Here is a 23,396-nt window from a genome sequence, read left to right on the forward strand (position 1 = left end):
TATACTATGAGCTATGAAAAGTGAGCGATTCGAGAACGCATCATCGAAACCTCTACCTGATGAAGAACAGAACGAGATTCCCTACGATGTGGCAAAAGGAAGCGATTTTAATCTACTCAAAAAAAATGTTGCTAACACAAAGACACTCGACGGTTTGAATGGTTTGAATGAAATTGAAATAGCAAAGAAAAGCCATGAATTTAAAAGGATTGCCAGTTCCGCGTTGCATACTGCCCGTGAAATCAAGCGATGTGAGAAAAAAATGAAGCGTGAAAAAGATCCGCGCGCACCCATACTTGGAAATACCGCTGACCTTCTCTTGCATATATGGGAAAACGGTGCCTCGCTCGCAGAATTTTCAGATAAACTCACAAAGGGAGCGGAGGGTGGCGAACCGCGCTTCAGTGAGAGAGAGCGAGGATTTTACCGTCTTGCGTTAATTCAAATACAAACTGAACTGAATGAACTTTTTCATAAAATTGAGGAAATTCCGATTGAATCGGGGTTTAACCCAGAAAATCTGCGGAGATGGCTAAAAAAAACTATTGGTTCACTTGCCACAGTTGGAATTTTGGGCGTCGCTCTTTCCGGTGACGCAAGGCATGAACAAAACATTTGGGAAGTTGCCAAAACGCACCAATCCAAAGCAAAAAATGAAAAGATTGTTAAAAATAATAGTTACCAGCTTGTCAACCCTCTTCGAAATGGTGATATCTACAAACCTCATATCGGAGGTGAAGAGAACGGCGAGCCCGGCGAGTTTCTCCCTATGGAGCCGATTGCGAGAATCCACGAGCGTTTTGGTAGCGCGATAAAAGATCCTTTGTGGATGACAGAAATCACGATGCGCACACTCAATGGCGAATTTCACGTTATGGAATCTGAAGCAAATGAGACGAGTCCTCGCATTCATGCAGATGTAATACTAAAGCCAATCTCAGTGGCTAAAGACCTCGAGGTTGTTCTTCCCGCGCCTCTGGGCTTTATAGTTGGCGAAGTAAAAACTAAGCCCTACGTGCCATTTTCACTCAATAAAAATAATTCAATCATTACTTTTCAAGGTGATGTCCAAGATGTGGGAATTCAATATACGGTCATCGAAGGCAAGCGAGATTTTCCGGAAACCATTTATCCGAATCCCGACACTCTTCGAACTGAAGACGCAAATAGAGTCATCAAAAATTTATCGAATTCCACTTACGACAATGTTCCGGCAGTACTTGATAAGTATTTGGAAGATTTTACGTATATAGCAAGCAACGAGCTCGAGACACTTCTGAGTAGATTGCCTGGAACGATTGAAGAAAAAATCGGCGCCTTAAAAATCGGTAGCTGTGATACGTTGTCAGCCTACACTGCCGGTTTGCTTAACGATGCAAATAAACGCGCGTTTGTAGGAGGCGGTTACCTCCAAAATGACGATTTCATCGACTCCTCTCGTCCTCATGCAAAGCTCATATTATTTACGGGCAATGGAAGCACCCCAGCCATGTATGAGACAACCGCCGCACCAAGAAAAAATTTTATCAACCTGAAATTTGGAGCTGAAGATAGAAAAGCGCTGGAAGAAATAATCGCAACGAGCGAGCCCGGCCGTGATCCTGCGACTCGCTCGAAAATATACGAGTCCTTCAAGGAAAAACTTAACCAAATTTTATCAACAGATGCCTACAGTAAATTTAAAAACAAAGAAAAATCGCCAGAAGGTAAAATTTCTATAAGCGAGCTTTACAATAAGCTTGAAGAAAAAATTGATAGTTTACCATCGATAAGGAGAATTGCCTCCATAGCAGGCGTTGAGATCGCCCTCATAGCCGCGCTTATCACAGCAGGAATTCTCGGTGCAAAGGGTATAAAAAATATAAAGAGAAAAGTCAGTATTAAACTTCGAGAAGGCACGAATGAAGAAACAGTTAAAGCTTTCCAATCACTCTCGAGAGATTCAACGGAAAGAGAAGACAACGCAGACCCTGAAGAGGACAAAGCTGTTCAGTCGCGCCTCGACATTCTCTATCAAAAACAGCCCGAACTCCAATCGTTATTCCCTCTCGAAGAGGTCAAGCAATTAACATTAAATGAGAAACGTGATTACTGCAAACTGCTCCTTGTCGCGCGAATGTTTGTAAAAGAGCCTTGGGGAATGTTCGATATGATTTCTTCCGTGGTGAATCAAAGAGAGTTAGGTCGAGAAATTGAACGGCTGAAAGCGGATGGCATCTCAGTCGACAAATGGATGAATCGAGTCAGAGAAAATTTTACTGATGAGAAAAGAAAAGAAAGAATGAAAAAGTATATTCCGGAAAACGTTAAAGGGATTATGGACGTAGGAACAAAGATTGCTGTTGAGAAACTAGAAAAAACCAATGGTGTTAACTCTACCATGTTATTTAAAATATTGGGGATCGGACCTGCCGACGAAAGTCAGGAAAAGGGCAAACCAAAGCCAATAGCTGAAACTGGTTTTGAATTTCATGAGTATTTCCCCTACAGCGAGGGCATGGATGCGCGGTCCATTGATTGGAATGTTTATGCAAGAAGCGACCAATTAGTGGTAAAAAGATTTTCCGAAGCGAGGCTTGATAAAAAAGTTCCTGCGATTGATGTGGTTATTGATGTCACGGAGCATGATACCGATGAGCTCTCCGGATTTGTGGCGATGTTGCTTTATACCAGAAAATATAAGCGTCTTGATATTCAATCGATTACGCTCACAAGCTACGATCAGGTTGTTTTACGACTCAACAAAACGGTCGTCACTAAACTTATTGAAGAAGGAAGACAAAGCATAGAATATCTTATTACAAAAATTAAAACTCTAAAATGGGAGCATAGTCTTGAAATGTTTAAAGGAAACTTATTGAACAATAGTCGGGAACTTAGGGAGCCACTTCTGAGGCTTCCTCCAAGGAATCTCGGACTTGATAAAAATGCCACAGTATTGGGAATAGGAGAATTGGGAGGATTTCGCTTTGCAAAACATTCTAAAAGAATTGATTCCTTTTTAGTATTCAAGAAGACAGAAGAGGAAAAAAATAAGAATCTATCTGTCTAGGTTTTAGGGCTAGAAGCATAGCGCAATCTCAAAATCCCCGTTATAATGCACTTATGGCAGAAATAAAAACAAAAGTTAACGATGCTAATGTTGCGGATTTTATCAATTCAGTAGCGGACGAAACGAAGAGAAAAGACGGCCACGAGCTTCTTAGGATTTTTAACGGGATTACTGGTGAGAAACCAAAAATGTGGGGCACAAGTATTATTGGATTTGGTTCCTACCATTACAAATCTGAAAAGAGCGCGCAAGAGGGTGACTGGTTGCTCACTGGATTCTCTCCTCGAAAGCAAAATTTAACTCTCTACGTAATGCAGGGCAATGCCCCCATTACTCCCCTTCTCAAAAAACTGGGGAAACATAAAACGAGCATGGGCTGTTTATATATTAATAAATTGGCAGATGTTGACATCAGCGTGCTCAAAAAAATCATCCAAAAATCTTTCGTATCAAGGAAGAAAAAGTATAATAGTAAATAAGCTTATGCATACAATGCCGACAGATTTACGAAAGGCGCTTACATCATCGCCTGCGGCGCAGAGCGCTTGGGACGACATTACACCGCTCGCTCGAAATGAGTGGATTTGCTGGGTCGTTTCCGTGAAGAAAGAAGAGACGAGAAAAGATCATGTGAGGAGAGCAATAGAGGAGCTTGTAGGGGGAAAACGCCGACCTTGCTGTTGGGCGGGTTGCAGTCATCGCTCTAAATAATCTAAAAATTGTGGCTGACCCCATTATCCCCCATAATCGGGGGTTTTGAAAAGATTTCCTGTAACTTTTTAATTTTTAACTAAAACTTTGAATCCGCCGTTTGCAAAACGCTTCATGTTGAAAGGCATCGCTTTCTCGTCAAAATCTTTCATACTTGGATCGCTCATCACTTTTTTGTTTATTTGATCGCGACTCGTTTTAGATTTATATACTATAAAGGAGAAAATGACGGTTTCATCGGACTTGAGCTTGGCAAGTTTTTTAAAGCCTAGTCCCATCCCTTTTTGAACATTCAAATCATCGCCCACACATTCAAAATACTCAAGTGCTCCATATTTTTTCCAGGTCTTGGCACCCCAAGTAGCCATTTTACGATAGGCAGCTAGATCCCTTTTCTTTATTGGTATTACGAACCCGTCTACATATGTTCCTTTTTTCATGATTGCATTATATTTGTTTTATATTAATAAATCAATAGGAAGTTCACGGATGGAATGTATCCGCTGGTTAGGCAGACCTGTGAGGAGTTGGCGAGAGTGCTTTAATTACTCCATCGACATCAAAACGAGTTGGCTGTTTTTGTCGGTATATAAAACATTACGAAAATTATCATTTTCGAGCGAGAGCTTTTCAATATTTGTAACGTATCCTTTCATAATGTTGAATATATGTTAAGCCGAATGTAGCCCTTGCCGCAACGTAGACTCGAGTTTTTCCGGCTCATCGGTACCAATGCGATATATTTTTCCGCTCTTCATGGTTATTTCAACTGCGTCAAAACCGGAAACGCTATAGATCCACATGTGCGGCCAGAACCACAGCCGTATGCCCCAGCCGTAGTACCAATGATTTTTTACTTTTCTGATTGTGGCGATCTCAGTCAATGAAAACTTTTTGCGGAAAATTCCCCAACCAAAACGGATTTTTAGAAATTGTTCGTCAGTCATGACGGTGAGTGTCGAAAGCGAGGCGAGAATAAACAGAACGAATACCATGATGGCAGTAATAGCAAAATTTGTGCCAGAGTCAACTGAAGGAGGCTCAGCTCTGGCCGTGATTTGAAGCCATGCGAAAAGTACTAGCACAACCAGCGTAATAACCAGCATCAAGTAACCTATCTGTGTGTGTTTATAACGTTCCATGTCTCTAATATAGCAATTCTAATTCAAAACCCATATCGCAAGGTTGAGATATGTAGCAAAGCTTACCCAAAGAATATACGGGATGAGTAGATACATCGCGGGCTTCGAGATTTTGTAAAAAAGAGTCATAGTCCAGACGATTGCAAGCCACATAGCGACTATGTTTACCAGTGCCCAAGCCGGACTATGCAGACCAAAGAATACAATTGACCAGAGAGCATTGAGTGCAAGCTGAAATCCAAATACACCAAGAGCCTTTCGCACATCTCTGCGATTCAAGCCTTTGTTCCAAACGAGAAATGCCGAGATACCCATGAGGGCGTACAGCGTCGTCCAGACCGGACCGAATATCCACGAAGGCGGATTGAATGCGGGCTTTGCGAGAGTTACATACCATGTTGGAATAGCGGAAATGGTAAATAGCGAACCCAAGATGCCGGCTAGTTCAGAAACTAGGATCGCTGTGACGAGTTTAAGGAAGGAGTTGAGCTTCACTATCTAATTTTAGCATATAAATGTGGGGTATGGGGTCAGCCACTATTTTTTGCCGTCGTAAAACTTTTTTTACTTAAATAATCATTGGGCTCGACATAGTACGAGAAATAGGAAACTTATGGATTTTCAAGGGAGATAAGAGAAGCGCTCGCGATTAAAAATCCGCAATCACAATCTTTCCCATCTTCATCATCTTGGCAAAAGCACCTGGACGCTTTATTAATTCCTCCATATTTTCTGGTGTCACCTGCCAGCTCAGTCCATGCTTGTCTTTGAGCCAACCACATATTTCAGATTCTGGCACGTTTGAGAGTTTCTCATAGTAGTAATCAATCTCTTTCTGATCTTTGCAAGGAATAGAAAAGGATACTGACTCATTAAACTTAAACTCCGGACCGGCGTTAATAGCCACGAAACGATTGCCGCTTAGTTCAAATTCAATCGTCAAAATCTTACCCGCAAGGTTAAGTTGAAAATCGGCCAAACCTTCCTCGGCGCTCTTCGGATAATGAGTTGTGGAAATAACTTTACTGTTCGGAAATACTGACAGGTAAAAATCGACTGCTTCCTTAGCATTGCCATCGAACCATAGATTAGGTGTAATATTTTTCATAATATTTTTGGTTAATTGTTAATAATACTATTATATCAAAACTCGCTGAGTATGTTTATTCTAAGGCAGACTATTTATGCTAGCGGCTCCGTACTGTGGACGCATTCAGAACTGCTAATTGGAAGAGGATACAACAAGATTTGGAAATGAGCGGGATTTTGGGACTTTTTTCAACACCTACACTTCAGAACTAATTATTTGATATAATCATTAAATATGAAATTAACAAATGATAGCTATATAATTTCAATGGGTACAAAAAACTTCACTGAAAAATATTTTCGTGATAAAGATGGCTGGGTTAAAATTTCTGAAAAAGGAAATAAGTTTGCGATGACAGCAGAACAACTTCTTAATCATCTATTGCCAGCTATCTCTGGAGTAAAGCCAAATCTAATATGGAAAGTTGAATATAAGTATCAGAAGGATTTAAAACACACAAAGATAAAGAAGTAAATTTCCAACTTTTTCTTTTAATTAGTACAATATTTCACAAAAGGTTCTGAACCCTATCTGGGTAAAAAAATCACCTTACAAATTAAGATGATTTTAATGGCTCGACAGGGTGGCTGAGGTAGGAACCTTTTGCAAGCAGGACAAAGAGCTTATTTGGATCCCAAATATCAAGCAGGGTTTCTTAAGAATTACACAGCCGACGGAGGCGGAGATGGCGGAATTTATATAAAAAAATAAACACCACATCGTTTTGATGTGGTGGCGCTTGAAACTTTTTACCCTTAGGTGTCTCTAACCTTTGTATTTCCTACGCGGCGATCGGCCGATAGACCGAGCACATGGATTCGTATTCTGCATCCACGAATTTGACCTCCTTCTCTTCCGTTGTGTTGGAGAAGAAGATGTTCTTGGTTGGACGGATCTGAGGATCTCGGACTGCCGCCACACGATAGAAGTCGTAGACGGTATCGCTGTTGCTGAAGTTGCCACTGACGCGGCGCTTTTTCGGTCCCTTCATCACGACGGGACAATCGATCATCCAGAAGTGCCGAGTCCCTTCATCGCATCCCACGCCCGCAATCGGAAATTTGGTCTGCAGATGAGGGTGCTGAGCGCTGAGAGCCAGGAGTTCTTCGACCAAAACTGGCCGATACCCGTAAGCTTTCAGCTCCTCAAGGATTTCGTCGTGATGCATCTGACGGCCTTTGCCGAAGTAAAAGATGGTCACGTTCACGTCCTCTTCGCGAGCGCCCAGGAATGAGCGATCGGGAATGTGTTCGTCAGGCTGCGTTTCGCAACCCGTCAAGACAGCAGCCTCGCGCAGCGTGAGCTTGCGATTGACCTTCACCGTCACATCGAAGTGAGCAGGTTCAGGCCATTTTTTCAAACCGAGTGCCGGTCTGACCTCGCTTCGTACGAGATATCCACGACTGCGGATACCTGCGACGAGATCAGGCAGGATGCCCGATTCGAGGATGTGCTGCCACTCATTCCGAGTGACGTTCAGTGGTGCGAGCACGTTGTTGTAGAGGTGCTCGATTTGTTCTTCGCTTAGTGTTTTCGTTTTCATTGCTGACTTTCCTTTTTATTGGAGGTCTGTGTTTTGTTGCAAAGTTTAGCCACATAGGTTTTTAACCGCAACATAAAATGGACAAGGCTTGCTTATCACCTTTATGTTGCAGTGAAGGGTAATTTCAAAAAACTGTACTGGTACTATATTAGCACATCTCTAGGTATATGTCAATAACAAATGGAGGCAATGGGTCAGCCACTATTTTTTGCCGCCGTAAATCTTCTTTTAATTAAATAATCATTGGGCTCCGGGAGCAAAGTGATCTCGCCAACGGCGCGTGATTTTCTTGTTTGCTCGTCCCGTAGAGGTGGACTCGCAAATATAGAAAATCTTTCGATCCCTGCCCGCGAGCAGAGCAGTCTGCTCGCTTCCTCGGAGCCGTAAAGCAAAACAGTCCACCCTAAGGCAGACTGTTTATGCTAACGGCTCCGGGAGCAGGGATCGAACCTGCGACCAATCGCTTACACATTATCCATCATTACTGATGGTGTGGACTATATCATCTCCGTGTCCTTAAGATTTAGGAGCGAGGGGCTTCGCCTACATCACTTACGTGATCGGCTACTCCATTACTGGATAGTCTCTACACCTTCCGAGCACCATTCTCTGGTGCTCGGCTTGGCTCGGGGTTACCCTTTGTGGGGTTTCTCCGAATTCACCTCGTTATTCGATCCGCCTTTCGGCGGAAAGCTGCAAGCTACTTTACAGGCGATTGCTCTACCGCTGAGCTATCCCGGAATAATTAAATTCGACTTCATCCATACTATCAGATGTATGAAAAATGTTAAGCGACGTCAGCGAGGTTATAGCGTAGTTCCTTCGCCCTTGCCATTTAGATAAGTTGATCATTGACCATTGACCACAGTATTCCATTCTAGTATTTTGCAAAATACTAGAATGGAATAATTCTAAATATTGACGATGAATGATTGACTTTGACTGACTTGCAAAACTCGTGTTGCGTGATATATTTGAAAAATCACATAGTACACCGGCAAAAAGGAAAGATGAAGAACAATGAGAGCTGACTTACTTAACGAACTTCTTGCGGAACTCGGCACAAAATATTCGCGAAGTGAACAGGAGACGCTTCGAGATTTTTTTCTCAACTGGGAGTTTAACGGGCAAATATTTGCGTTCCGACTGCTTGAGAGAGCTGCTCTCGTTAAACCGAGATGGGAGTTTGAAAAGCTGATGCAACTTTGGAGGGACCGCACTCCGGTCTGGAATGGCAATCCAGAGAGAATCGGAGATACCGACGACGTTTTGGATGGGAATGGGGGAAAAATCTGGAAAGCATTGTGGGACATCTACATCGCACTCGGGATTGCCGGAAAATACAAAGGACTTCAGTGAGTATCCTTTTCGTCAATTCCACCAACCGCATCGCCATGCGGTTTTTTTATGAAAATCATATGGTATATTTGATGCATGGAGTCTAATGTAAAAAAAGTCTTGGCGTTTGGAGTTTTTGATACTTTCCACGAGGGACATCGGGCTTTTTTGACGCAAGCGAAGGAGCTAGGCAACACGCTCACGGTTGTGGTTGCTCGAGATGACATGGTAAAGCTCTTAAAAAATAAAACTCCGGTTCAGACACTTCAGCAACGCAAAGAGGCGGTCAAAAAAGAAAAGATTGCAGACGAGGTGATTTCAAGCGAGGACTCCCCGGGCGAGTGGAAAATAATTGGAGAAATCAGGCCTGACGTTATTGCGCTCGGATATGACCAGGACGAACTTCTAAAATCAATAAAGGCGATAGCTTCGGAATTTCCTTTTACTTTCGAGATAATAAAACTGAATCCGTATAGGTCCGGCACATTTCACTCCAGTTTACTCTAGAATAAGAGGAGACTGGATCCCCGCCTTCGCGGGGATGACGGAAACCGAAACGGTACGTTCGGGCGGGTCACACTTTCCACTCTCTCTCGTTATCCCTTTTTACTTTGCCCATTTTACTTTACACTTTACACATGGATATATTCATCGAACTCTCCCTCATCATCGTCATTGCTTCGCTTCTCTCTATCATGATGAAAATCCTCCGCCAGCCCTTGGTGGTAGGATACATTCTGACAGGTATTTTGACGGGTCCTTACTTTTTCGGAATCCTTAAAGACGTGTCGCACGTGGAGGTGTTTTCGAAGATCGGCATTGCAACTCTCCTTTTTATAGTCGGCTTGAGTCTCTCCCCTCGCGTTATAAAGGAGGTGGGAAAAATTTCTGTCATATCGGGAGTGGGGCAAGTGATATTTACGAGTATTGTGGGCTTTGTCATTGTCCTTGCGCTCGGATTTACAGCACTACCGGCGTTCTACATCGCGGTCGCGCTCACCTTTTCGAGTACGATAATCGTTCTTAAGCTTCTCTCCGACAAGGGCGAATTGGACAAGTTGTATGGCAAGATTTCCATCGGTTTTCTCATTGTTCAGGACGTTATCGCTTCCCTTCTCCTCATCTCCATATCGGTGGTTTCCGAGTCCGGAGCAAACGCGGGCACTTTGATTCCCTTGATGGCGCTCAAGATTGTCGCGGTTACTATTTTCCTCTACCTTGTGAGCAAGTACGTTATTTCTTCTCTAAGCGTTTTTTTTGCATCTTCCACGGAGCTTCTCTTTCTTTTTTCGATTGCGTGGGGCTTAGGTGTCTCTTCACTTTTCTTTGTCCTGGGTTTCTCGATGGAAATAGGTGCGCTCATTGCAGGCGTGGTTCTTTCTTTGACACCCTTTTCATACGAGATAGCCGCCCGACTAAAGCCCCTGCGTGATTTTTTTATCGTGCTTTTCTTTATTCTTCTCGGAGCGCAGATGGTCTTCGTGGACCTGCGAGCAATTTTTCTTCCAGCAATAATGATTTCCGTTTTTGTTCTCGTCGGGAAGCCCCTGATTATGATTGTGCTTATGAATCTTCTGGGCTACAAGAGGAGGACCGCGTTTATGACGGGAGTGGTGATAGCGCAGATAAGCGAATTTTCTATTATTTTAATCGCGCTCGGAGCTCAACTAGGGCACTTGTCGCCCGATGTTGTGGCTCTCGTAACGCTGGTCGGGCTTATCACCATCGCTGTTTCTTCATATGTGATTTTGTCCGCAAATTCTATTTATCCGAAAGTCGAATGGATTCTTCGATTTTTGGAGTTCCGCGACAATAAGAAGGATTCGTTGATTCAGGACCACGCATATGAGATGGCGCTCTTCGGTTACGACCGAGTGGGACACGAATTCGTGCGGGCCTTTCGAGAGCTCGGAAAAAATTTCGTAGTAATTGATTTCAACCCGAAATCAATCGAACGCTTGCGCGCTAAAAACATTGACTCGATTTATGGGGACGCGGACGATGTTGAATTCCTTGAGGGGTTGTCGCTTTCAAAGTTTAAGTTGATCGTTTCCACGATTCCCGAATTCAGAACAAATCGGATTCTGGTTTTCACGGTCAGGAAAAACAATCCTCACGCCATCATTCTTGTCATTTCTCACAATGTGGATGATACGAAAGAGCTCTATGCCTTGGGCGCAACCTACGTCGTGATGCCACACCACTTGGGCGCGTATCACGCCTCGAAGCTCATTTCAAAATATGGTTTGGAACTCGATAGGTTCAAGGAAGAACGGGTGAGGCATTTGGCCTCGCTTTCAAAAGATACCGGGAAGTACTAATTTTTTACAATCACTTGTTATTACACCACCGTGCCCCTGAGTTATGTGGCATAACTCAGGGGCAATAGTCGTATGACTACCCAATTGTCCAAAGCGTCTCTTTTGACAAGGTTCTCTTCGAGATATTAGGTATTTTTGTTACAATACTTCTTTCATCATCGGAATTCCCAGCCGTTTTCGCTCGGTTTCGCCCCGAAAGAGCGATCTTTTTCTCTCTGCGTTCACTCCCCTTTCTCCCCCATGCTGTTTGCGCATTGCGCTCATGCTCGATGCGAGGAAAACTACATGTTTGCCGAATTTGCGCGATAAGCGGTCAACTTTCTCGTAGAGCGCGCTTTTGTCCGCCGATTTCTTGTGCTCTCCGAAAAAGTCAGTCTGGATTATGTTTCCGAAAGAGAGATTTCTCAAAACAACTCCCGTTGTCCGATAGAGATTTTTCGGTTTCCAGATTTGGTCGAAATTTCTTTCAACCGACTGCATAACTTTTTGCGGGTCATTTGTCGGGTATTCGAGCGATGCATCCGCCGAAAAATAATTGAACTCCTTGGTCTTAATAAAAAAACTGATTTCTTTCGCTTTCAGGTTGTATCGGCGCACTTTTATGCAGGCATTTTCTGCGTTCTTGGAGAGCTCGGATAAAAGGACCGCTCTCTCTCCCGACGCTGGGGTAAATGTTCTCGTCTTTGAGATGGATTGGTACTCGGTTTTCTTTTCATCTCGCACATGGTAAAGAGACGTGCCTCGAAGTTCGTGCCATATTTCCACATAGGGTTTATTCATATGTTCGTTCACCCACTCCTCTCTCATTTCCGTAAAATCGAGAGCAGTTCTAACCCCGTGCTTCCAAAGAGAGATTGCGGTTGCCATGCCTATGCCCCAGATTTTTTCGATTGGAATTGCTCCAAGATATTTCGGAGATTCTTCCCGCGTGATTATGGTCAAGCCGTCAGGCTTTTTAAATTTTGACGCGGCTTTGGCAAGCACTTTCGTCTCCCCCACTCCCAAAGAAAAAGTCATACCAAGCTCTGCTTGGAGCGTGTTTTTTATTTTTCTTACGATCGCTTCGATGTTTTCTTTTTTTAGCTTGAGCTCTGACAGGTCGGCAAAACATTCATCTATGCTGTATTCTTCCACTGTGGGAACAAAACGTCTTACGATGGCGTACATGCGCTCCGAGAGGATGCTGTATGTTTCGTAGTCGGAGGGAAGAATAATAACATCCGGACATATTTTTCTCATTTCAAAAAGTCGCATGCCTCTCGTGATTCCGCGCGCCTTGGCTTCGTAGGTCAAAGCCGATGCGATGCCCCTCTCGAGCCCGGTTACTACCGGTTTGCCTTTGAGACGGACATCGAGCGACACCTCGCATGAGGCGAAAAAAGCGTCTCCGTCAATGTGCAGAATCGGCATAGGAATGCAAGGTGTTAGCTGTTAGGTTTTAGCTTAAGGGAGAATGAAAATTACAAGAGGAAGGAAAAAAAAGATAAGGAACGGGGCAGCCATTTCTTGCCGGTGAGCGTGCGGAGGCGGGAAAGAAGAAATTTGTGATGTTTGGAGTCGCTCCCATAAGGAACACCCTTGATAATCTTTCTATCAATTTCCCTGTTCACCTTTTTCAATTCCTTGTATATTTCAATTTTTGTTCTTGTTTTGCTCATTTTTTTGTGTAACCTGTAACGTATAACTTATAACGTCTGAAAAAAGATCTTCATTCTTACGTTACACGTTACAAGCTACACGTTACACTTCTGCTAGTACTTCCTAATCACCGCCCTCACCACCGCCACGACCTTCATATTTTCTTTGGGGAAAATTGGCCGGTATTTTTTGTTCGCCGGCTCCAGCCACATGAGTCCTCCCTTTTTCCGCAAATATTTCATCGTCCATCCGCCGTCAACTTCCGCTATCACGATGTCTCCTTCTTTGGGAGGAATTCCACGTTCCACCAAGACCATATCTTTTTCCTGAATTCCGGCGTCTATCATCGAGTCTCCTTTTACCTCGAGCATGTAGGTGGCTTCCTTGTTGTCAATCAGGTATTCATCTAAGTTCATCGTGTCTTGCAGTTCTTCCTCCGCGGCCGAAGGGAATCCCGCTTCCACAAGCCCGAGCACTTTTATGTCTCCGAAGATTGAGTTTGGAGTAAGGCGACCTTTCGAGTCTTTGGAGACGAGCCCGTCTTCGATAAGATGCTTCACGAGCTTGTATGCGGCATTTTTGGACTTGAAGCCGACGAGTTGCATAATCTCGCTCAATGACGGCATCCGTCTCTTGTTTTTATAAAAAGAAGATATTTTGTTTTTGTATTGAATGTAGGACATGAAAGAGTGTAACGTGTAGCATGTAACTTGTAACGTCTGAGGGTCAGGATAGGAAATCTTTCTTTTTTCTTACGTTACAGGTTACACGTTGTGTGTTACATGTAGAGTATAGTAAACGTTCGTTCACCATGCAAGTAAAAAGGTGGGGAAAACTTTTTGGAATACTCTTTGCTCGACCTGTCAATATTTATCAAGACTAAGATTGGATTGACACGTATTAAGTATCATGATATACTTTTCTGTGCTATTCACACAATCCCAATAGCCCCACTCTCGAGGGTCTCGAGCGGTTCTTCAACAAGGAGGTCAGTATGGCTTGGAACCCCAAGCGACAATTTAGTTCTGTTGGGTATCGCGAGCACGTTCAGAGGGTCGCTAGCGAAACTATGGGCGGTCACCGAACGCCCACCATCGGTGGCGAGACGCACTTGCCCCACTGGTGGATTCAAAGTGAGATCAGAGTTTTCTGGGACGTTGCAATTTCGCGGCAAACCGTTGACCTGATCGTCAAGGCAGTTGATGAGCGGATTCGGGAGACCATCGGTCTGCCGTTTCGCTTCAAGTTCCACGGCTCTCACCCGAGCGCCATGGAGCAAGTGGTAGATGCCACCATTAACGATGAAATTGACGAGCAACGGCTCTTCGCCACAGCTCTTTCCGAGAGCTGGCGTGATCTGTGTCATGGTGGTCAGCAACATGCTGATATCTACATCACGAACAAAGCGTTTCTCAACGATACTGTTTCCTGGGGTGCAGCTGATTTCAAATTCGGCGCGATGGTTTTCTGTCTGTATGGCAATCGAAGCCAAAGTCAGGAGTTCCTGCGCAAGGTCGCCCTCCACGAAACAAACCATCTGCTCGGTATGTACTGCCACTGCGACGATTACCAAAACGTCGAAGAACTGAGCTACACGCCGAGTTGCAACATGCACTACAGTTGTCCAAGCGACGATCTGTGTCCCAAGTGCGTCGAATTCATTCGGCATTGGTGGGCGCAGATTGAATACGAATACGAGCAATCGTATGGAGAATTGCAACAAAAAATGGGCTTATCGTAAGGTAGGCCTTTTTCTTTTCAATATTGAACTTATTCACAAAAATGCTAGAGTTACGGTATTAACAAATATAACTATCAATCCCGACCTTTCCGTCGGGGCTAACAACCATGTATATGTATTACATTATAGGCATCGTAGTTTTCATCCTTCTTGCGAGTTTGAGACAAATTAATCAATATGAGAGAGGGGTAAAATTTACAATGGGAAGATACACCGGAATTATGGAGCCAGGCTGGAGAATCGTCATTCCAGTTTTTCAGTCATATAGAAAAGTGGACATGAGAGTGAAGGCGGTAGATGTTCCCGACCAGAAAGCCATAACTCGGGATAACGTTTCCGTTACAGTGAACGCAGTCATTTATTACAAAGTTGCGTTTGCAGAAAAAGCAGTCATTGAAGTGGAGGATTTTTACTATGCGATCTCACAGTATGCTCAAACTACAATGAGAAATATTGTCGGCGAAGTTACTTTGGATGAACTCTTAGCAAGCAGAGATAAAATTGCAGATCGAATCCGTGAAATTGTAGACAAGGAAACAGACGCGTGGGGACTCAAGGTCAACAACGTCGAACTCAAGGATGTGTCGCTTCCTGAAAATATGGAGAGGACGATAGCCAAACAGGCAGAAGCGGAGCGGGAGAAGCGAGCGGTTATCATCAATTCCGAAGGTGAGCTTGCCGCGTCAAAAAACATGGCGGAAGCTGCAAGTATTCTTTCGGCAACACCCGGAGCATTGCATTTGAGGACGCTTCAATCAATCAACGATGTTTCTTCTGACCAGTCCAACACGATTATATTCACGGTTCCTTTGGAGATTTTGCAGGCGTATGTAGGATTTAAGGAAGGAAATAAGTAGTTGATTTTTTACTGTAATCTAAAATCAGCCGGGCACCGCAACGGTGCCCGGCTGATTTGCTTTGCTGCATCCCCCACTTGCATATTACACCGCCATGCCCCTGAGTTATGCCACATAACTCACGAGCTATAGTCGCATGACTATATCCCTTAGTTCTACTGGGGAGCAATAGTCGTATGGCTACCAAATTGTCCAAAGCGTCTCTTTGGATTCCTGTTCCCCAAGCGGCAGGTTGGGTGGGCTGATTTTCTTGCATATTTTGCAATTCTTCTTAGTATTGGTGACGGATAGACTGGGAACACATCCCAAAAGCTGATACGGCTTTCACCGTATTGCACGCAACAACAAAAAAACCATGGAAATTGAACTCAAACCACTAGTACTCATCGTGATGGGGTCGTCGAGCGACGCCAAAAATTTCAAATTGGCGGAAATAACGCTCACTTCACTTCAAATTGCCCATTCATGCCACGTTTTGTCCGCGCACAGGACACCGAAAGAACTCATCGAACTTGCGACGGACGCTCGACATACGGGGGTAAGGGTGATCATTGCGGGCGCAGGAGGTGCTGCGCATTTGGCGGGAGCTATTGCGGCCCATTCTCAAGGTGTTCCTGTAATCGGTGTTCCGATTCAATCTTCAGGCACATTGGGTGGTTTGGATGCCCTCCTAGCAACGGTGCAAATGCCACCCGGTGTGCCGGTAGCGACTGTTGGAATCAATGGAGCAGAAAACGCCGCCCTTCTGGCCGCACAGATTTTGTCGGTCTGTCCCGATTGCCCGGAGATCTTTGGCAGACTCACTCTTCGTCGATTTGCTATGGCCGAAAAAGTGCGAGCGGACAACCTTGAAATGAGTCACGCTGGTATCGAGGGTTTTCTTCGGAACCATCCTCCCTCGTCGTGAGGAATCTCAATAAACTGCTATGTCCCGAATGCAAAAGCGCGTTCGGGATTTTTTTTACGAAGTCTATTCTCCCATTCGTGAGAATAAGCGAGTACATTTGATAAAATAATTAACTCCATCCGTCCATCGGCCCATTCGCCCGTTCTCGCGAGTAGGCGAAAGTAATGGAAAAATGGAATAAAAAAAACGCAGCAACAAGATTAAAACTTGTATACTGCGCCATGTTTTTGACTGCTCAATTCGAAACGATCCGACCCACTGCCTGCTCATAGTGGAGACTGAAGCGCGAGAAACGCTCGGACGCTTCACCGATTTGCTCGGTTGTAAGCGAAGGATACGGTGGATCCGCTTCACCCGCCGCACGCGCTTTCTGTACATCGGCGTAGAAGCCGTTTTGGACGAACAGTTGGCGGAGGAACTCCTTGGAGTGATGAATGACGATTCCCTCTTCGAGCTCTGCTGTCGGAGCATACCGATCTTCGTGGGGATTTCCGAAGGCGTCAATGAAGACAATTTGACGCTCCGGACCCATAAACGCGAGCTCCTTCTTGCCGTCGAGCCGTGTGAATCTTGAGGCGCGCGCCGCAAGACTCAACGCCCCGTTCAGTCGGTCAATCAATGCCCATGCCCTTTGCCACTCCTCGCGCGAAATTCCGCCAAGACGCATCGCCTCATCATCCTCCAACGGGCGATCAACCTTTTCCCATTTCGTGGTGCACTCATGCACTGGAAAAGGAAAGGGGGTTCCTTCTCGAGGCAATTTATCAAAGTCGTTACTCGCGAAGCCGTAGTTGGTCGGTTTCTTTTTTCCCGACTCTAATGCCCTGCGAATACTGCCCGACACGCGCTCGCGATCAATAAACTCGAGGGGAATCATCACGTCTGTTTCCTCGGGATATAACGGGCGATCCTTGGGTGTCGCAAACTCTCGGACCAAAATGGTTCGGCCGTCTTTTTCACGAATGAAGTGCGTAGGGATGCACAGTGCGGCGGCAATCTTGAAGCCAGCAACATTGCACCTGCAAAGCGCTTCCCCCATGCCCGGAATTTCCTGTGGATGCGGTCCGCAATCGAACACCGAGAATCTGTCAGTGTGCTCGAATGCAAGCACATGTTCACCTGCTCGGCGGATGATTTTGACACTGCCATGATGAACAATGGACAGTTGTTCTGTGGGACGGTCGTCGATATCCATAAGTTTTTGAGGCTGACTGTTTCGTTTTTTTGAGAGAAGCCCTAGAACAAGCAACTTCTACTCTCATACTAAATAATAATCAATATTTTGCAAGCCAACTCATTTCCATTGATTCATGTATAATGACTACATGAAGGGGCTAAAGACAGGACGGATTTTAATTTTTTTCTTTTTTCTTTCTGCGCTTTTTTTTCTCGGCGAAAAAAAAGCGCATGCCTCGCCCTATAATTACGCGAGCATCGGGGAAACTTTGGATTCGAAAGTGGTCATTGGCTACGATAGTCTGGATGAGCCGATTTATTTCGTGTGTGATAGTGGAGCCCTCTTATGCGAAAGTGCGGGCTCGACGATTCCGACATTAACGAAACTCGATGCGGGAACGGAAGAAAAAAATCATTTTTGGAATCCGCAAAAGACAAAGCTCTTTGTGAGCGACATAGCGGCGGGGGGAGTGGTGCAAAATGCAATTTACAAGGTTGCGGGTGGAGTTGCCACACTCGAGTCTATTTTGCCCACTCATGAGAGAGTTTTTCGCGCTATTTTCAGTTCCGACGGCACTCGGCTCATTTTGATAACTCGCGAAGGCAACTTGGTGAGCGTTAATACCCAAACGAAAGCGGTGGTGTTCAAAAAGCCGTTTGTGGACAAACCCTCGGCCTCGAGCCTCACGCTCTCTCCGAATGGAAAATTTCTCGCATACTATATTCCCGCCTACGCTTCAACGCATTTAAGAACCATCAAACTCTGGAGTCTCGCGGAAAACAAACTCTTTGAGACAAAAGACACCGTGGAGTATTGGGACTTGCTTTCGGAAAATCTGAAAATTTTTGAATTTGCTCCGGACAGCGCAAAGCTCGTGTATCTTGACGACCGCGATAATTTCCCGACCCTCTACTCGGTCAATCTTAAAAACCCAAACTCGATTTCAATGTCCGGTGAGCGAATACTCACGAAGCCCTACACGGTAAGTGACTTTATTTTTTCGGACTCAAGCACGATATATTTTGTTGCCAACCGCGAAAGTCCTCTCACGTGGTCCTTGTATCGCTTTGACCTCGTAAGTAGCAGTTTGACTCATGTTCGCGACGACATTTCATATGCTCAAACGATTCGAAAATTTGAAAATGCGTTACTCTATCTTCACATAGGAGAAAATGGAGCAGAACCCGAAATCGTGAACACTCAAAGCGGGAAAGTTTCTCCATTGACCACGTTGAGGGCTTCTGGGACTCAAGCTGATGCCGGTAAAGATGAGATAGCTGCAATTGGCGGGCTTTACGGCGTTTTGATGAAGCCCGCAGGTTTTAAATCAACAGAGTCTTATCCCCTCTTGATATGGCTTCATGGCGGACCGTACAGGCAGACATCAGTCGGGTTTCATTCATACGTAAGCTATGCAGGTTATGACGCGATACTTGAAGAAGTGCGGGCGATGGGCGCGGTAGTTTTGAAACTCGACTACACCGGCTCATACGGCTATGGCAGAGATTTTGCGGAAAAAATAAAGGGACGAGTTGGAGTTGCGGATGTCGCTGATGTCGCGAACGCCATTTCTTTTGTGAAAAAAACGGTGAATATTGACGGGGTGTATACGATGGGAAATAGTTACGGAGGATACCTCGCATTGCGCGCGGTCGTTGATAATCCAAAGGCCTACGCCGGAGCGATTTCCATAAACGGCGTTACGGACTGGGAGATTCTCCTGACACAACTTCGCGACTCTATTTTCAACGTCTATTTTGATGGAGTGCCGGATGCTACGAATAGGTCGCTTTATGACCGTGCCTCAATTTTGACTCGATTAAAAAACATTTCCGGACAAAAATTCCTGCTCATTAACGGAGAAAACGACACGACTATTCCCCCAATACAGAGCGACGTGCTCTACGGAGCGCTCAAGGAATACAGTGTTGATGCACAGATTGTAAAATATCCCGGGGAAGATCATATTATTCGAGAAAGAGAAAGCTTGGAGGATATCTGTAAAAAGACGCTTGGTATGATGGAATTAAAGCTCGGGAGAAGTGCCTGCAGTTTCAAATAGTAGGGTTCACCATTGGGAGTTGAGTAGTATCGGCTGGCTAAACTTATTGTGAGTGTTACAATGAAATCATCAATTAACAGCTAAATATAATGTTATGCTAACAATCATTGCGGTCGTCTTAGTGGTTTTGTGGCTCGTCGGATTTATCGGTTTTCATGTCGTAGGGGGTTTTATTCATATTCTGCTCGTGGTCGCCATTATCATGATTCTTATACGACTCATTCAGGGGAGGAATCCGATTAAATAAATTTGTTTGCAAGTGCCGTCAAAAAAACGCCCGAGGGGCGTTTTTTTGACGGCTACCTATTACCACTATTATTTTAAAAATAATTTGCTATACTTTCGGCAGTTATGAATGCTACACTGCGTTTTAAAAAAGTCCCCCAGCCGCCTTTCCATCTGGGGCACTGTGTTGAAATTTTCATTGCGAATAAAGAGAGTGATGGCCCAATTTGCACCTTCTGTTTCAAGAAGGGGTGTTGGTCGGCCGTTGATCCAGTTCTCGTGTGTAAGCTTAGCACCGAACTTTACAAAAAGATCATTGGGACTCTCGAGAAGCAAAATCCATATGCAGATTTCGAACTCGTGCTCTAAATCCCCTATCATTCGTGGTACGGGATTTTCTTTTGACCCCGTAGTGAATTTTGACTTTGAACTTTGCCTTGTCTAGCTAATGCAGACGTTGTCAAAATCTACTTCGAGGTTTTGACACTCAACCCATTTTTTGTTAATATTCTTGTTGAAATGACCCGAGGGGTCTATTTTTAGTTGAGTACCTACCCCAAATAAATTCGCGGACTAACATTACATTTGTGGAATTTCGCAATATCGCCATTATCGCCCACGTTGACCACGGCAAGACTACTCTTACCGATGCTCTTTTGAAGCAAACGGGAGTAGTTGAGGAAGGAGTAAGCATGGATTCAAACGCGCTTGAAAAGGAACGTGGCATCACTATTTATTCCAAAAATACTTCCCTCATATATAAAGGGGTCAAAATCAACATTGTGGACACGCCCGGACATGCCGACTTCGGGAGCGAGGTCGAGCGCGTTCTCCGCTCTATCGACACCGTGCTTTTGGTTGTTGACGCTCAAGAAGGACCGATGCCGCAAACCCGATTCGTGCTCAAGAAGTCGCTCGAGCTCGGGTTGAAACCGATTGTAATTATAAATAAAATCGACAAGAGCGCGGCTAGGCCCGAAGAAGCACATGAGGAAGTTCTGGAGCTCTTCTTGGAGTTGGGAGCTAACGATGAGCAATTGAATTTTACTACCGTGTACGCTGTCGGCAGATTGGGGGTGGCAAAAATGAAAATGACGGACGAAAGTTCCGACCTCACTCCCCTTCTGGACACGATTCTAAGAGAAGTTCCTCCCGCCCCCTCGAACACAGATGTTCCTCTCCGTATGCAGGCTTTTAATCTCGCGTACGACAACTTTCTCGGACGACTGGCGATAGGCAGAATTTTTGAGGGGAAAATAAAATCCGGAATGAATGTTTTCATTAACGAGCCGGGCAAGGAGACAGTCTCGGGTAAGATCACAAAGCTTTTCTCTTTCACAGGAATTCAAAGAAAAGAAGTACAGGAGGCAGTCGCGGGAGACATCGTGATGATCGCGGGACTTCCCTCTATCTATATCGGAGAAACTATCTGCGAAAAGCCCGACCAGGAACCCCTGCCCTCAATCACGATTGACGAGCCGACTATCTCGCTCCAGTTTCTTGTGAATGATTCGCCATTTGCGGGACGGGAAGGTAAGTTTGTGACCGGAAGACAGATTCGTGAGAGGCTCGAGCGCGAGCTCGAAGTTAACGTCGGACTGAAGGTTGATTTTACCGACGACACATTTACGGTGTACGGACGAGGAGAGCTTCACATCGCCATCTTGCTCGAAAATATGCGCCGAGAAGGGTACGAACTTCAGGTTTCCCAACCGAAAGTCATCATCAAAGAAACAGACGGCGTTACGATGGAGCCTTTTGAAGAAGTGATTATTGATGTTAAGGACGAAGTTTCGGGTAGCATCATTAGTACGCTTTCAGAGAGAAAAGGAATTCTCACGGATTCAAAAGAGCATCATGGGAATATGAGATTGGTGTTCGAAGTTCCGACCCGGGCGCTTTTGGGCTACCGAGGGCAGTTTGTTATTGAAACCAAGGGCGAGGGAATTCTCTCTTCCCGATTCATCGAATTTCGAAAGCACAAAGGAGAGATAAAGAGACAAAGCTACGGCTCGATGATTTCCATGGAGGCGGGAAAAGGCGTGGCATTTGCGCTCAACAATCTTCAGGAGAGAGGTGTGCTCTATATTGGAGCGGGCGATGAAGTGTATGTGGGAATGGTGATTGGAAATGTTACCAAAGGGCTCGATATGACGGTAAATCCAATTAAAGGAAAGCAACTTACGAACATGCGCCAAACCGGCTCAGACGGACTTGTGCTTTTGACTCCGCCTTGGAGGCTCTCAATTGAACGCGGAATGGAGATAATGACGGAAGATGAATATCTGGAAATTACTCCAAAATCGGTTCGGCTCCGTAAAAAATTTTTGACCGAAAACGAGCGCGTAAAAGCAACGAGAAAATCGGGCTGATTTTTTATTTGACTTTCGGCATAAATTCTTGAGTCGATTCCTGTTTTTGCTCTGTAAAGAGCCCAAATTCGGATTGCATCCGTTTAAAAAACTTCTCCCGGAATCTTCTTAAAAGATCATCCTGATAGTTAATTTTGTCCGCCTGTTTTTTTATATCATCTCTTGCGGTTTCCATTTCAAGTTCGCTTGCTTCCCATGGCTTGTCTGTTCTCATAATTGCTCCTTCCTCTAGTGCGTCATTTAAGCCACCAATATGGTTATCCTTCCCTTCATCGTATCCCGCATAAATTTCACTCGAGATGGATTTTGATGCAGACATCCACATTTCCTCAACAATTTCCTTTGTAAGCTTCGTTTTTCCCTCATCAAATTTTTTAAATTGTTCTCGAGCAAGACGTTCTCCTGTTTCTCGCATTGATTTTGATATTCGCTCCGCCATGTCTGAAGTGTATTTAGCTATCTCCCAACCCGGGTAAGAGAAAGGCACTACCCTATATCTGTCTTTAATTTTCAGCATCTCATTCAGACTTTCAACTAGCAAGTTTTTTATTAATTCAAAGCTTGAAACCTGGTGTAAATAAGGTGTTTTCATATTTTAAAATTTAGCGGCTATTATTTGGAAAATCGTGTCAATCTGATTATATAATGATTCAATTGTTGAATCATTTTCAATCGTAAAATCGCCGAGCTCCATTACCCCTTCGACATTTTGGGCATTGGGGTCCGCGCTTCGAGCCTCCTTCTCGTCAAGAGCTTTAAATTCCTCAAATGTTCCTTCACTCGTTCGTCCTCTTTTTGAAAGCAAATTGTAGCGGGTCTCGAGTGATGCCCGCAGTGTAACAATATACCCTCCATTTTTTTTAATTTCTTCTCCCTCTCTGATAGCCCGTATTCCGCTTATGATGAGGCGCGGGCTTTCATTTTTTAGGGCGATAGAAACTAAATAGTCTGACCCGTGCTTTTCTCTTATGAGAGTGCCTGTTTTACTCATATTTTTCCGCTCCAGACCACCGAGATTATTTTTTTTAATATATTCTCTAACCAGGTCGCTTGTCGAGATATGGGTAAAACCATATTTTTTTACAAAATATTCTGCAACAGTGTCCTTTCCGGACCCGGGATGCCCAACCAGACCTATAATGATTTTTTTCTGCATTTGATAATATGTAAGAATTAAGAGCGTTGTTAACACTTTATCATCTTCGGTGTAAAGTGGGAAC

The 23,396-nt window shown here is 44.5% G+C and carries 24 protein-coding genes and 1 pseudogene; 13 read left to right on the top strand and 12 right to left on the bottom strand.

Translation table 11 applies throughout. The features are described from left to right. Positions 1-13: 13 nt before the first annotated feature. Genes ABI430_03935 through ABI430_03945 form a run of 3 tightly spaced genes read left to right on the top strand, consistent with a single transcriptional unit; the run spans position 14 to position 3,763 of the window. Positions 14-3,052, top strand: a complete 3,039-nt coding sequence (locus ABI430_03935) for a DUF58 domain-containing protein (GenBank protein ID MEO8638021.1) — start codon at positions 14-16, stop codon at positions 3,050-3,052. A gap of 53 nt (positions 3,053-3,105) precedes the next feature. Further along, positions 3,106-3,531, top strand: a complete 426-nt coding sequence (locus tag ABI430_03940; protein ID MEO8638022.1) for a DUF1801 domain-containing protein — start codon at positions 3,106-3,108, stop codon at positions 3,529-3,531. A gap of 4 nt (positions 3,532-3,535) precedes the next feature. After that, positions 3,536-3,763 (top strand): YdeI/OmpD-associated family protein, encoded by a 228-nt coding sequence (locus tag ABI430_03945; protein MEO8638023.1) that lies wholly within the window; start codon positions 3,536-3,538, stop codon positions 3,761-3,763. Positions 3,764-3,831: 68 nt separating this feature from the next. On the opposite strand, the gene ABI430_03950 is transcribed toward ABI430_03945, so the two are convergent. From ABI430_03950 to ABI430_03970, 5 genes and pseudogenes are all read right to left on the bottom strand, one after another. After that, complete coding sequence (locus ABI430_03950) at positions 3,832-4,203, bottom strand: DUF1428 domain-containing protein (GenBank protein MEO8638024.1); 372 nt, start codon at positions 4,201-4,203, stop codon at positions 3,832-3,834. 114 nt (positions 4,204-4,317) lie between these two features. Beyond that, positions 4,318-4,419, bottom strand: a pseudogene (locus tag ABI430_03955) (cupin domain-containing protein). Between the two features lie 15 nt (positions 4,420-4,434). Next, complete coding sequence (locus tag ABI430_03960) at positions 4,435-4,905, bottom strand: hypothetical protein (GenBank protein ID MEO8638025.1); 471 nt, start codon at positions 4,903-4,905, stop codon at positions 4,435-4,437. 18 nt (positions 4,906-4,923) lie between these two features. Then, positions 4,924-5,400, bottom strand: coding sequence for a TspO/MBR family protein (locus ABI430_03965; GenBank protein MEO8638026.1), 477 nt, complete (start codon positions 5,398-5,400; stop codon positions 4,924-4,926). Positions 5,401-5,554: 154 nt separating this feature from the next. Further along, a complete protein-coding gene (locus ABI430_03970) occupies positions 5,555-6,013 on the bottom strand; it encodes a VOC family protein (protein ID MEO8638027.1) in 459 nt (152 codons plus the stop codon). Positions 6,014-6,229: 216 nt separating this feature from the next. Between ABI430_03970 and ABI430_03975 the strand changes: the two genes are divergently transcribed. Further along, positions 6,230-6,469: a hypothetical protein gene (locus ABI430_03975; GenBank protein ID MEO8638028.1), complete on the top strand. Its 240-nt coding sequence runs from the start codon at positions 6,230-6,232 to the stop codon at positions 6,467-6,469. Between the two features lie 307 nt (positions 6,470-6,776). Here the strand turns inward: ABI430_03975 and ABI430_03980 are convergent, their stop codons facing one another. Further along, positions 6,777-7,538: a hypothetical protein gene (locus ABI430_03980; protein ID MEO8638029.1), complete on the bottom strand. Its 762-nt coding sequence runs from the start codon at positions 7,536-7,538 to the stop codon at positions 6,777-6,779. Positions 7,539-8,558: 1,020 nt separating this feature from the next. On the opposite strand from ABI430_03980, the gene ABI430_03985 reads away from it, so the two are divergent. From ABI430_03985 to ABI430_03995, 3 genes are all read left to right on the top strand, one after another. Beyond that, positions 8,559-8,897 (top strand): hypothetical protein, encoded by a 339-nt coding sequence (locus ABI430_03985; GenBank protein ID MEO8638030.1) that lies wholly within the window; start codon positions 8,559-8,561, stop codon positions 8,895-8,897. Positions 8,898-8,972: 75 nt separating this feature from the next. Beyond that, positions 8,973-9,383: an adenylyltransferase/cytidyltransferase family protein gene (locus tag ABI430_03990; GenBank protein MEO8638031.1), complete on the top strand. Its 411-nt coding sequence runs from the start codon at positions 8,973-8,975 to the stop codon at positions 9,381-9,383. A 131-nt stretch (positions 9,384-9,514) separates the two neighbouring features. Beyond that, positions 9,515-11,197, top strand: a complete 1,683-nt coding sequence (locus ABI430_03995) for a cation:proton antiporter (protein MEO8638032.1) — start codon at positions 9,515-9,517, stop codon at positions 11,195-11,197. 138 nt (positions 11,198-11,335) lie between these two features. Here ABI430_03995 and ABI430_04000 read toward each other — a convergent pair whose 3' ends face one another. From ABI430_04000 to lexA, 3 genes are all read right to left on the bottom strand, one after another. Then, on the bottom strand, positions 11,336-12,607 hold the full coding sequence (locus tag ABI430_04000; GenBank protein ID MEO8638033.1) for a DNA polymerase IV: 1,272 nt from the start codon (positions 12,605-12,607) through the stop codon (positions 11,336-11,338). Between the two features lie 50 nt (positions 12,608-12,657). Then, a complete protein-coding gene (locus tag ABI430_04005) occupies positions 12,658-12,855 on the bottom strand; it encodes a hypothetical protein (protein MEO8638034.1) in 198 nt (65 codons plus the stop codon). Between the two features lie 93 nt (positions 12,856-12,948). Then, on the bottom strand, positions 12,949-13,518 hold the full coding sequence (gene lexA / locus ABI430_04010; GenBank protein MEO8638035.1) for a transcriptional repressor LexA: 570 nt from the start codon (positions 13,516-13,518) through the stop codon (positions 12,949-12,951). 386 nt (positions 13,519-13,904) lie between these two features. Between lexA and ABI430_04015 the strand changes: the two genes are divergently transcribed. The 3 genes from ABI430_04015 (at position 13,905) to purE (ending at position 16,340) form a co-directional block, all read left to right on the top strand. Next, the gene (locus ABI430_04015) at positions 13,905-14,576 is read left to right on the top strand and encodes a hypothetical protein (GenBank protein MEO8638036.1); all 672 of its coding nucleotides are present in this window, start codon (positions 13,905-13,907) and stop codon (positions 14,574-14,576) included. A 113-nt stretch (positions 14,577-14,689) separates the two neighbouring features. After that, the gene (locus ABI430_04020; GenBank protein ID MEO8638037.1) at positions 14,690-15,433 is read left to right on the top strand and encodes a slipin family protein; all 744 of its coding nucleotides are present in this window, start codon (positions 14,690-14,692) and stop codon (positions 15,431-15,433) included. Between the two features lie 355 nt (positions 15,434-15,788). Further along, the gene (gene purE / locus ABI430_04025) at positions 15,789-16,340 is read left to right on the top strand and encodes a 5-(carboxyamino)imidazole ribonucleotide mutase (protein ID MEO8638038.1); all 552 of its coding nucleotides are present in this window, start codon (positions 15,789-15,791) and stop codon (positions 16,338-16,340) included. A 235-nt stretch (positions 16,341-16,575) separates the two neighbouring features. Here the strand turns inward: purE and ABI430_04030 are convergent, their stop codons facing one another. Next, positions 16,576-17,535 carry a phosphoribosylaminoimidazolesuccinocarboxamide synthase gene (locus tag ABI430_04030; GenBank protein MEO8638039.1) on the bottom strand — a complete coding sequence of 320 codons (960 nt, stop codon included), beginning with the start codon at positions 17,533-17,535 and terminating at the stop codon, positions 16,576-16,578. A 130-nt stretch (positions 17,536-17,665) separates the two neighbouring features. Between ABI430_04030 and ABI430_04035 the strand changes: the two genes are divergently transcribed. The 3 genes from ABI430_04035 to typA all read left to right on the top strand — a co-directional run bounded on the left by ABI430_04035 (position 17,666) and on the right by typA (position 22,176). Next, positions 17,666-19,579 (top strand): prolyl oligopeptidase family serine peptidase, encoded by a 1,914-nt coding sequence (locus ABI430_04035; protein ID MEO8638040.1) that lies wholly within the window; start codon positions 17,666-17,668, stop codon positions 19,577-19,579. 94 nt (positions 19,580-19,673) lie between these two features. Continuing rightward, entirely contained in the window at positions 19,674-19,826 is a 153-nt protein-coding gene (locus ABI430_04040) for a lmo0937 family membrane protein (GenBank protein MEO8638041.1), read from the top strand. Positions 19,827-20,391: 565 nt separating this feature from the next. Further along, positions 20,392-22,176, top strand: coding sequence for a translational GTPase TypA (gene typA / locus ABI430_04045; protein MEO8638042.1), 1,785 nt, complete (start codon positions 20,392-20,394; stop codon positions 22,174-22,176). Between the two features lie 4 nt (positions 22,177-22,180). On the opposite strand, the gene ABI430_04050 is transcribed toward typA, so the two are convergent. Together ABI430_04050 and ABI430_04055 are read right to left on the bottom strand one after the other, a co-directional pair. Next, positions 22,181-22,768 carry a hypothetical protein gene (locus ABI430_04050; GenBank protein ID MEO8638043.1) on the bottom strand — a complete coding sequence of 196 codons (588 nt, stop codon included), beginning with the start codon at positions 22,766-22,768 and terminating at the stop codon, positions 22,181-22,183. Positions 22,769-22,771: 3 nt separating this feature from the next. Beyond that, positions 22,772-23,396: nucleoside monophosphate kinase (locus tag ABI430_04055; GenBank protein MEO8638044.1), on the bottom strand; the 625-nt coding region annotated here is incomplete at its 5' end.

Source organism: Candidatus Taylorbacteria bacterium (assembly GCA_039934295.1).
GTDB lineage: Bacteria > Patescibacteriota > Minisyncoccia > Phycocordibacterales > HO2-43-120 > HO2-43-120.

Bases quoted from the DNA above. Each gene is read 5' to 3' on its own strand.
- ABI430_04050 (MEO8638043.1), bottom strand. From the start codon at position 22,768: ATGAAAACACCTTATTTACACCAGGTTTCAAGCTTTGAATTAATAAAA.
- purE (MEO8638038.1), top strand. From the start codon at position 15,789: ATGGAAATTGAACTCAAACCACTAGTACTCATCGTGATGGGGTCGTCG.
- ABI430_03970 (MEO8638027.1), bottom strand. From the start codon at position 6,013: ATGAAAAATATTACACCTAATCTATGGTTCGATGGCAATGCTAAGGAA.
- ABI430_04030 (MEO8638039.1), bottom strand. From the start codon at position 17,535: ATGGATATCGACGACCGTCCCACAGAACAACTGTCCATTGTTCATCAT.
- ABI430_03960 (MEO8638025.1), bottom strand. From the start codon at position 4,905: ATGGAACGTTATAAACACACACAGATAGGTTACTTGATGCTGGTTATT.
- ABI430_03940 (MEO8638022.1), top strand. From the start codon at position 3,106: ATGGCAGAAATAAAAACAAAAGTTAACGATGCTAATGTTGCGGATTTT.
- ABI430_03975 (MEO8638028.1), top strand. From the start codon at position 6,230: ATGAAATTAACAAATGATAGCTATATAATTTCAATGGGTACAAAAAAC.
- ABI430_04015 (MEO8638036.1), top strand. From the start codon at position 13,905: ATGGGCGGTCACCGAACGCCCACCATCGGTGGCGAGACGCACTTGCCC.
- ABI430_03945 (MEO8638023.1), top strand. From the start codon at position 3,536: ATGCATACAATGCCGACAGATTTACGAAAGGCGCTTACATCATCGCCT.
- ABI430_03935 (MEO8638021.1), top strand. From the start codon at position 14: ATGAAAAGTGAGCGATTCGAGAACGCATCATCGAAACCTCTACCTGAT.
- ABI430_04020 (MEO8638037.1), top strand. From the start codon at position 14,690: ATGTATTACATTATAGGCATCGTAGTTTTCATCCTTCTTGCGAGTTTG.
- ABI430_03980 (MEO8638029.1), bottom strand. From the start codon at position 7,538: ATGAAAACGAAAACACTAAGCGAAGAACAAATCGAGCACCTCTACAAC.
- ABI430_04000 (MEO8638033.1), bottom strand. From the start codon at position 12,607: ATGCCGATTCTGCACATTGACGGAGACGCTTTTTTCGCCTCATGCGAG.
- ABI430_03995 (MEO8638032.1), top strand. From the start codon at position 9,515: ATGGATATATTCATCGAACTCTCCCTCATCATCGTCATTGCTTCGCTT.
- lexA (MEO8638035.1), bottom strand. From the start codon at position 13,518: ATGTCCTACATTCAATACAAAAACAAAATATCTTCTTTTTATAAAAAC.
- ABI430_03950 (MEO8638024.1), bottom strand. From the start codon at position 4,203: ATGAAAAAAGGAACATATGTAGACGGGTTCGTAATACCAATAAAGAAA.
- ABI430_04040 (MEO8638041.1), top strand. From the start codon at position 19,674: ATGCTAACAATCATTGCGGTCGTCTTAGTGGTTTTGTGGCTCGTCGGA.
- ABI430_03990 (MEO8638031.1), top strand. From the start codon at position 8,973: ATGGAGTCTAATGTAAAAAAAGTCTTGGCGTTTGGAGTTTTTGATACT.
- ABI430_04035 (MEO8638040.1), top strand. From the start codon at position 17,666: ATGAAGGGGCTAAAGACAGGACGGATTTTAATTTTTTTCTTTTTTCTT.
- ABI430_04005 (MEO8638034.1), bottom strand. From the start codon at position 12,855: ATGAGCAAAACAAGAACAAAAATTGAAATATACAAGGAATTGAAAAAG.
- ABI430_03985 (MEO8638030.1), top strand. From the start codon at position 8,559: ATGAGAGCTGACTTACTTAACGAACTTCTTGCGGAACTCGGCACAAAA.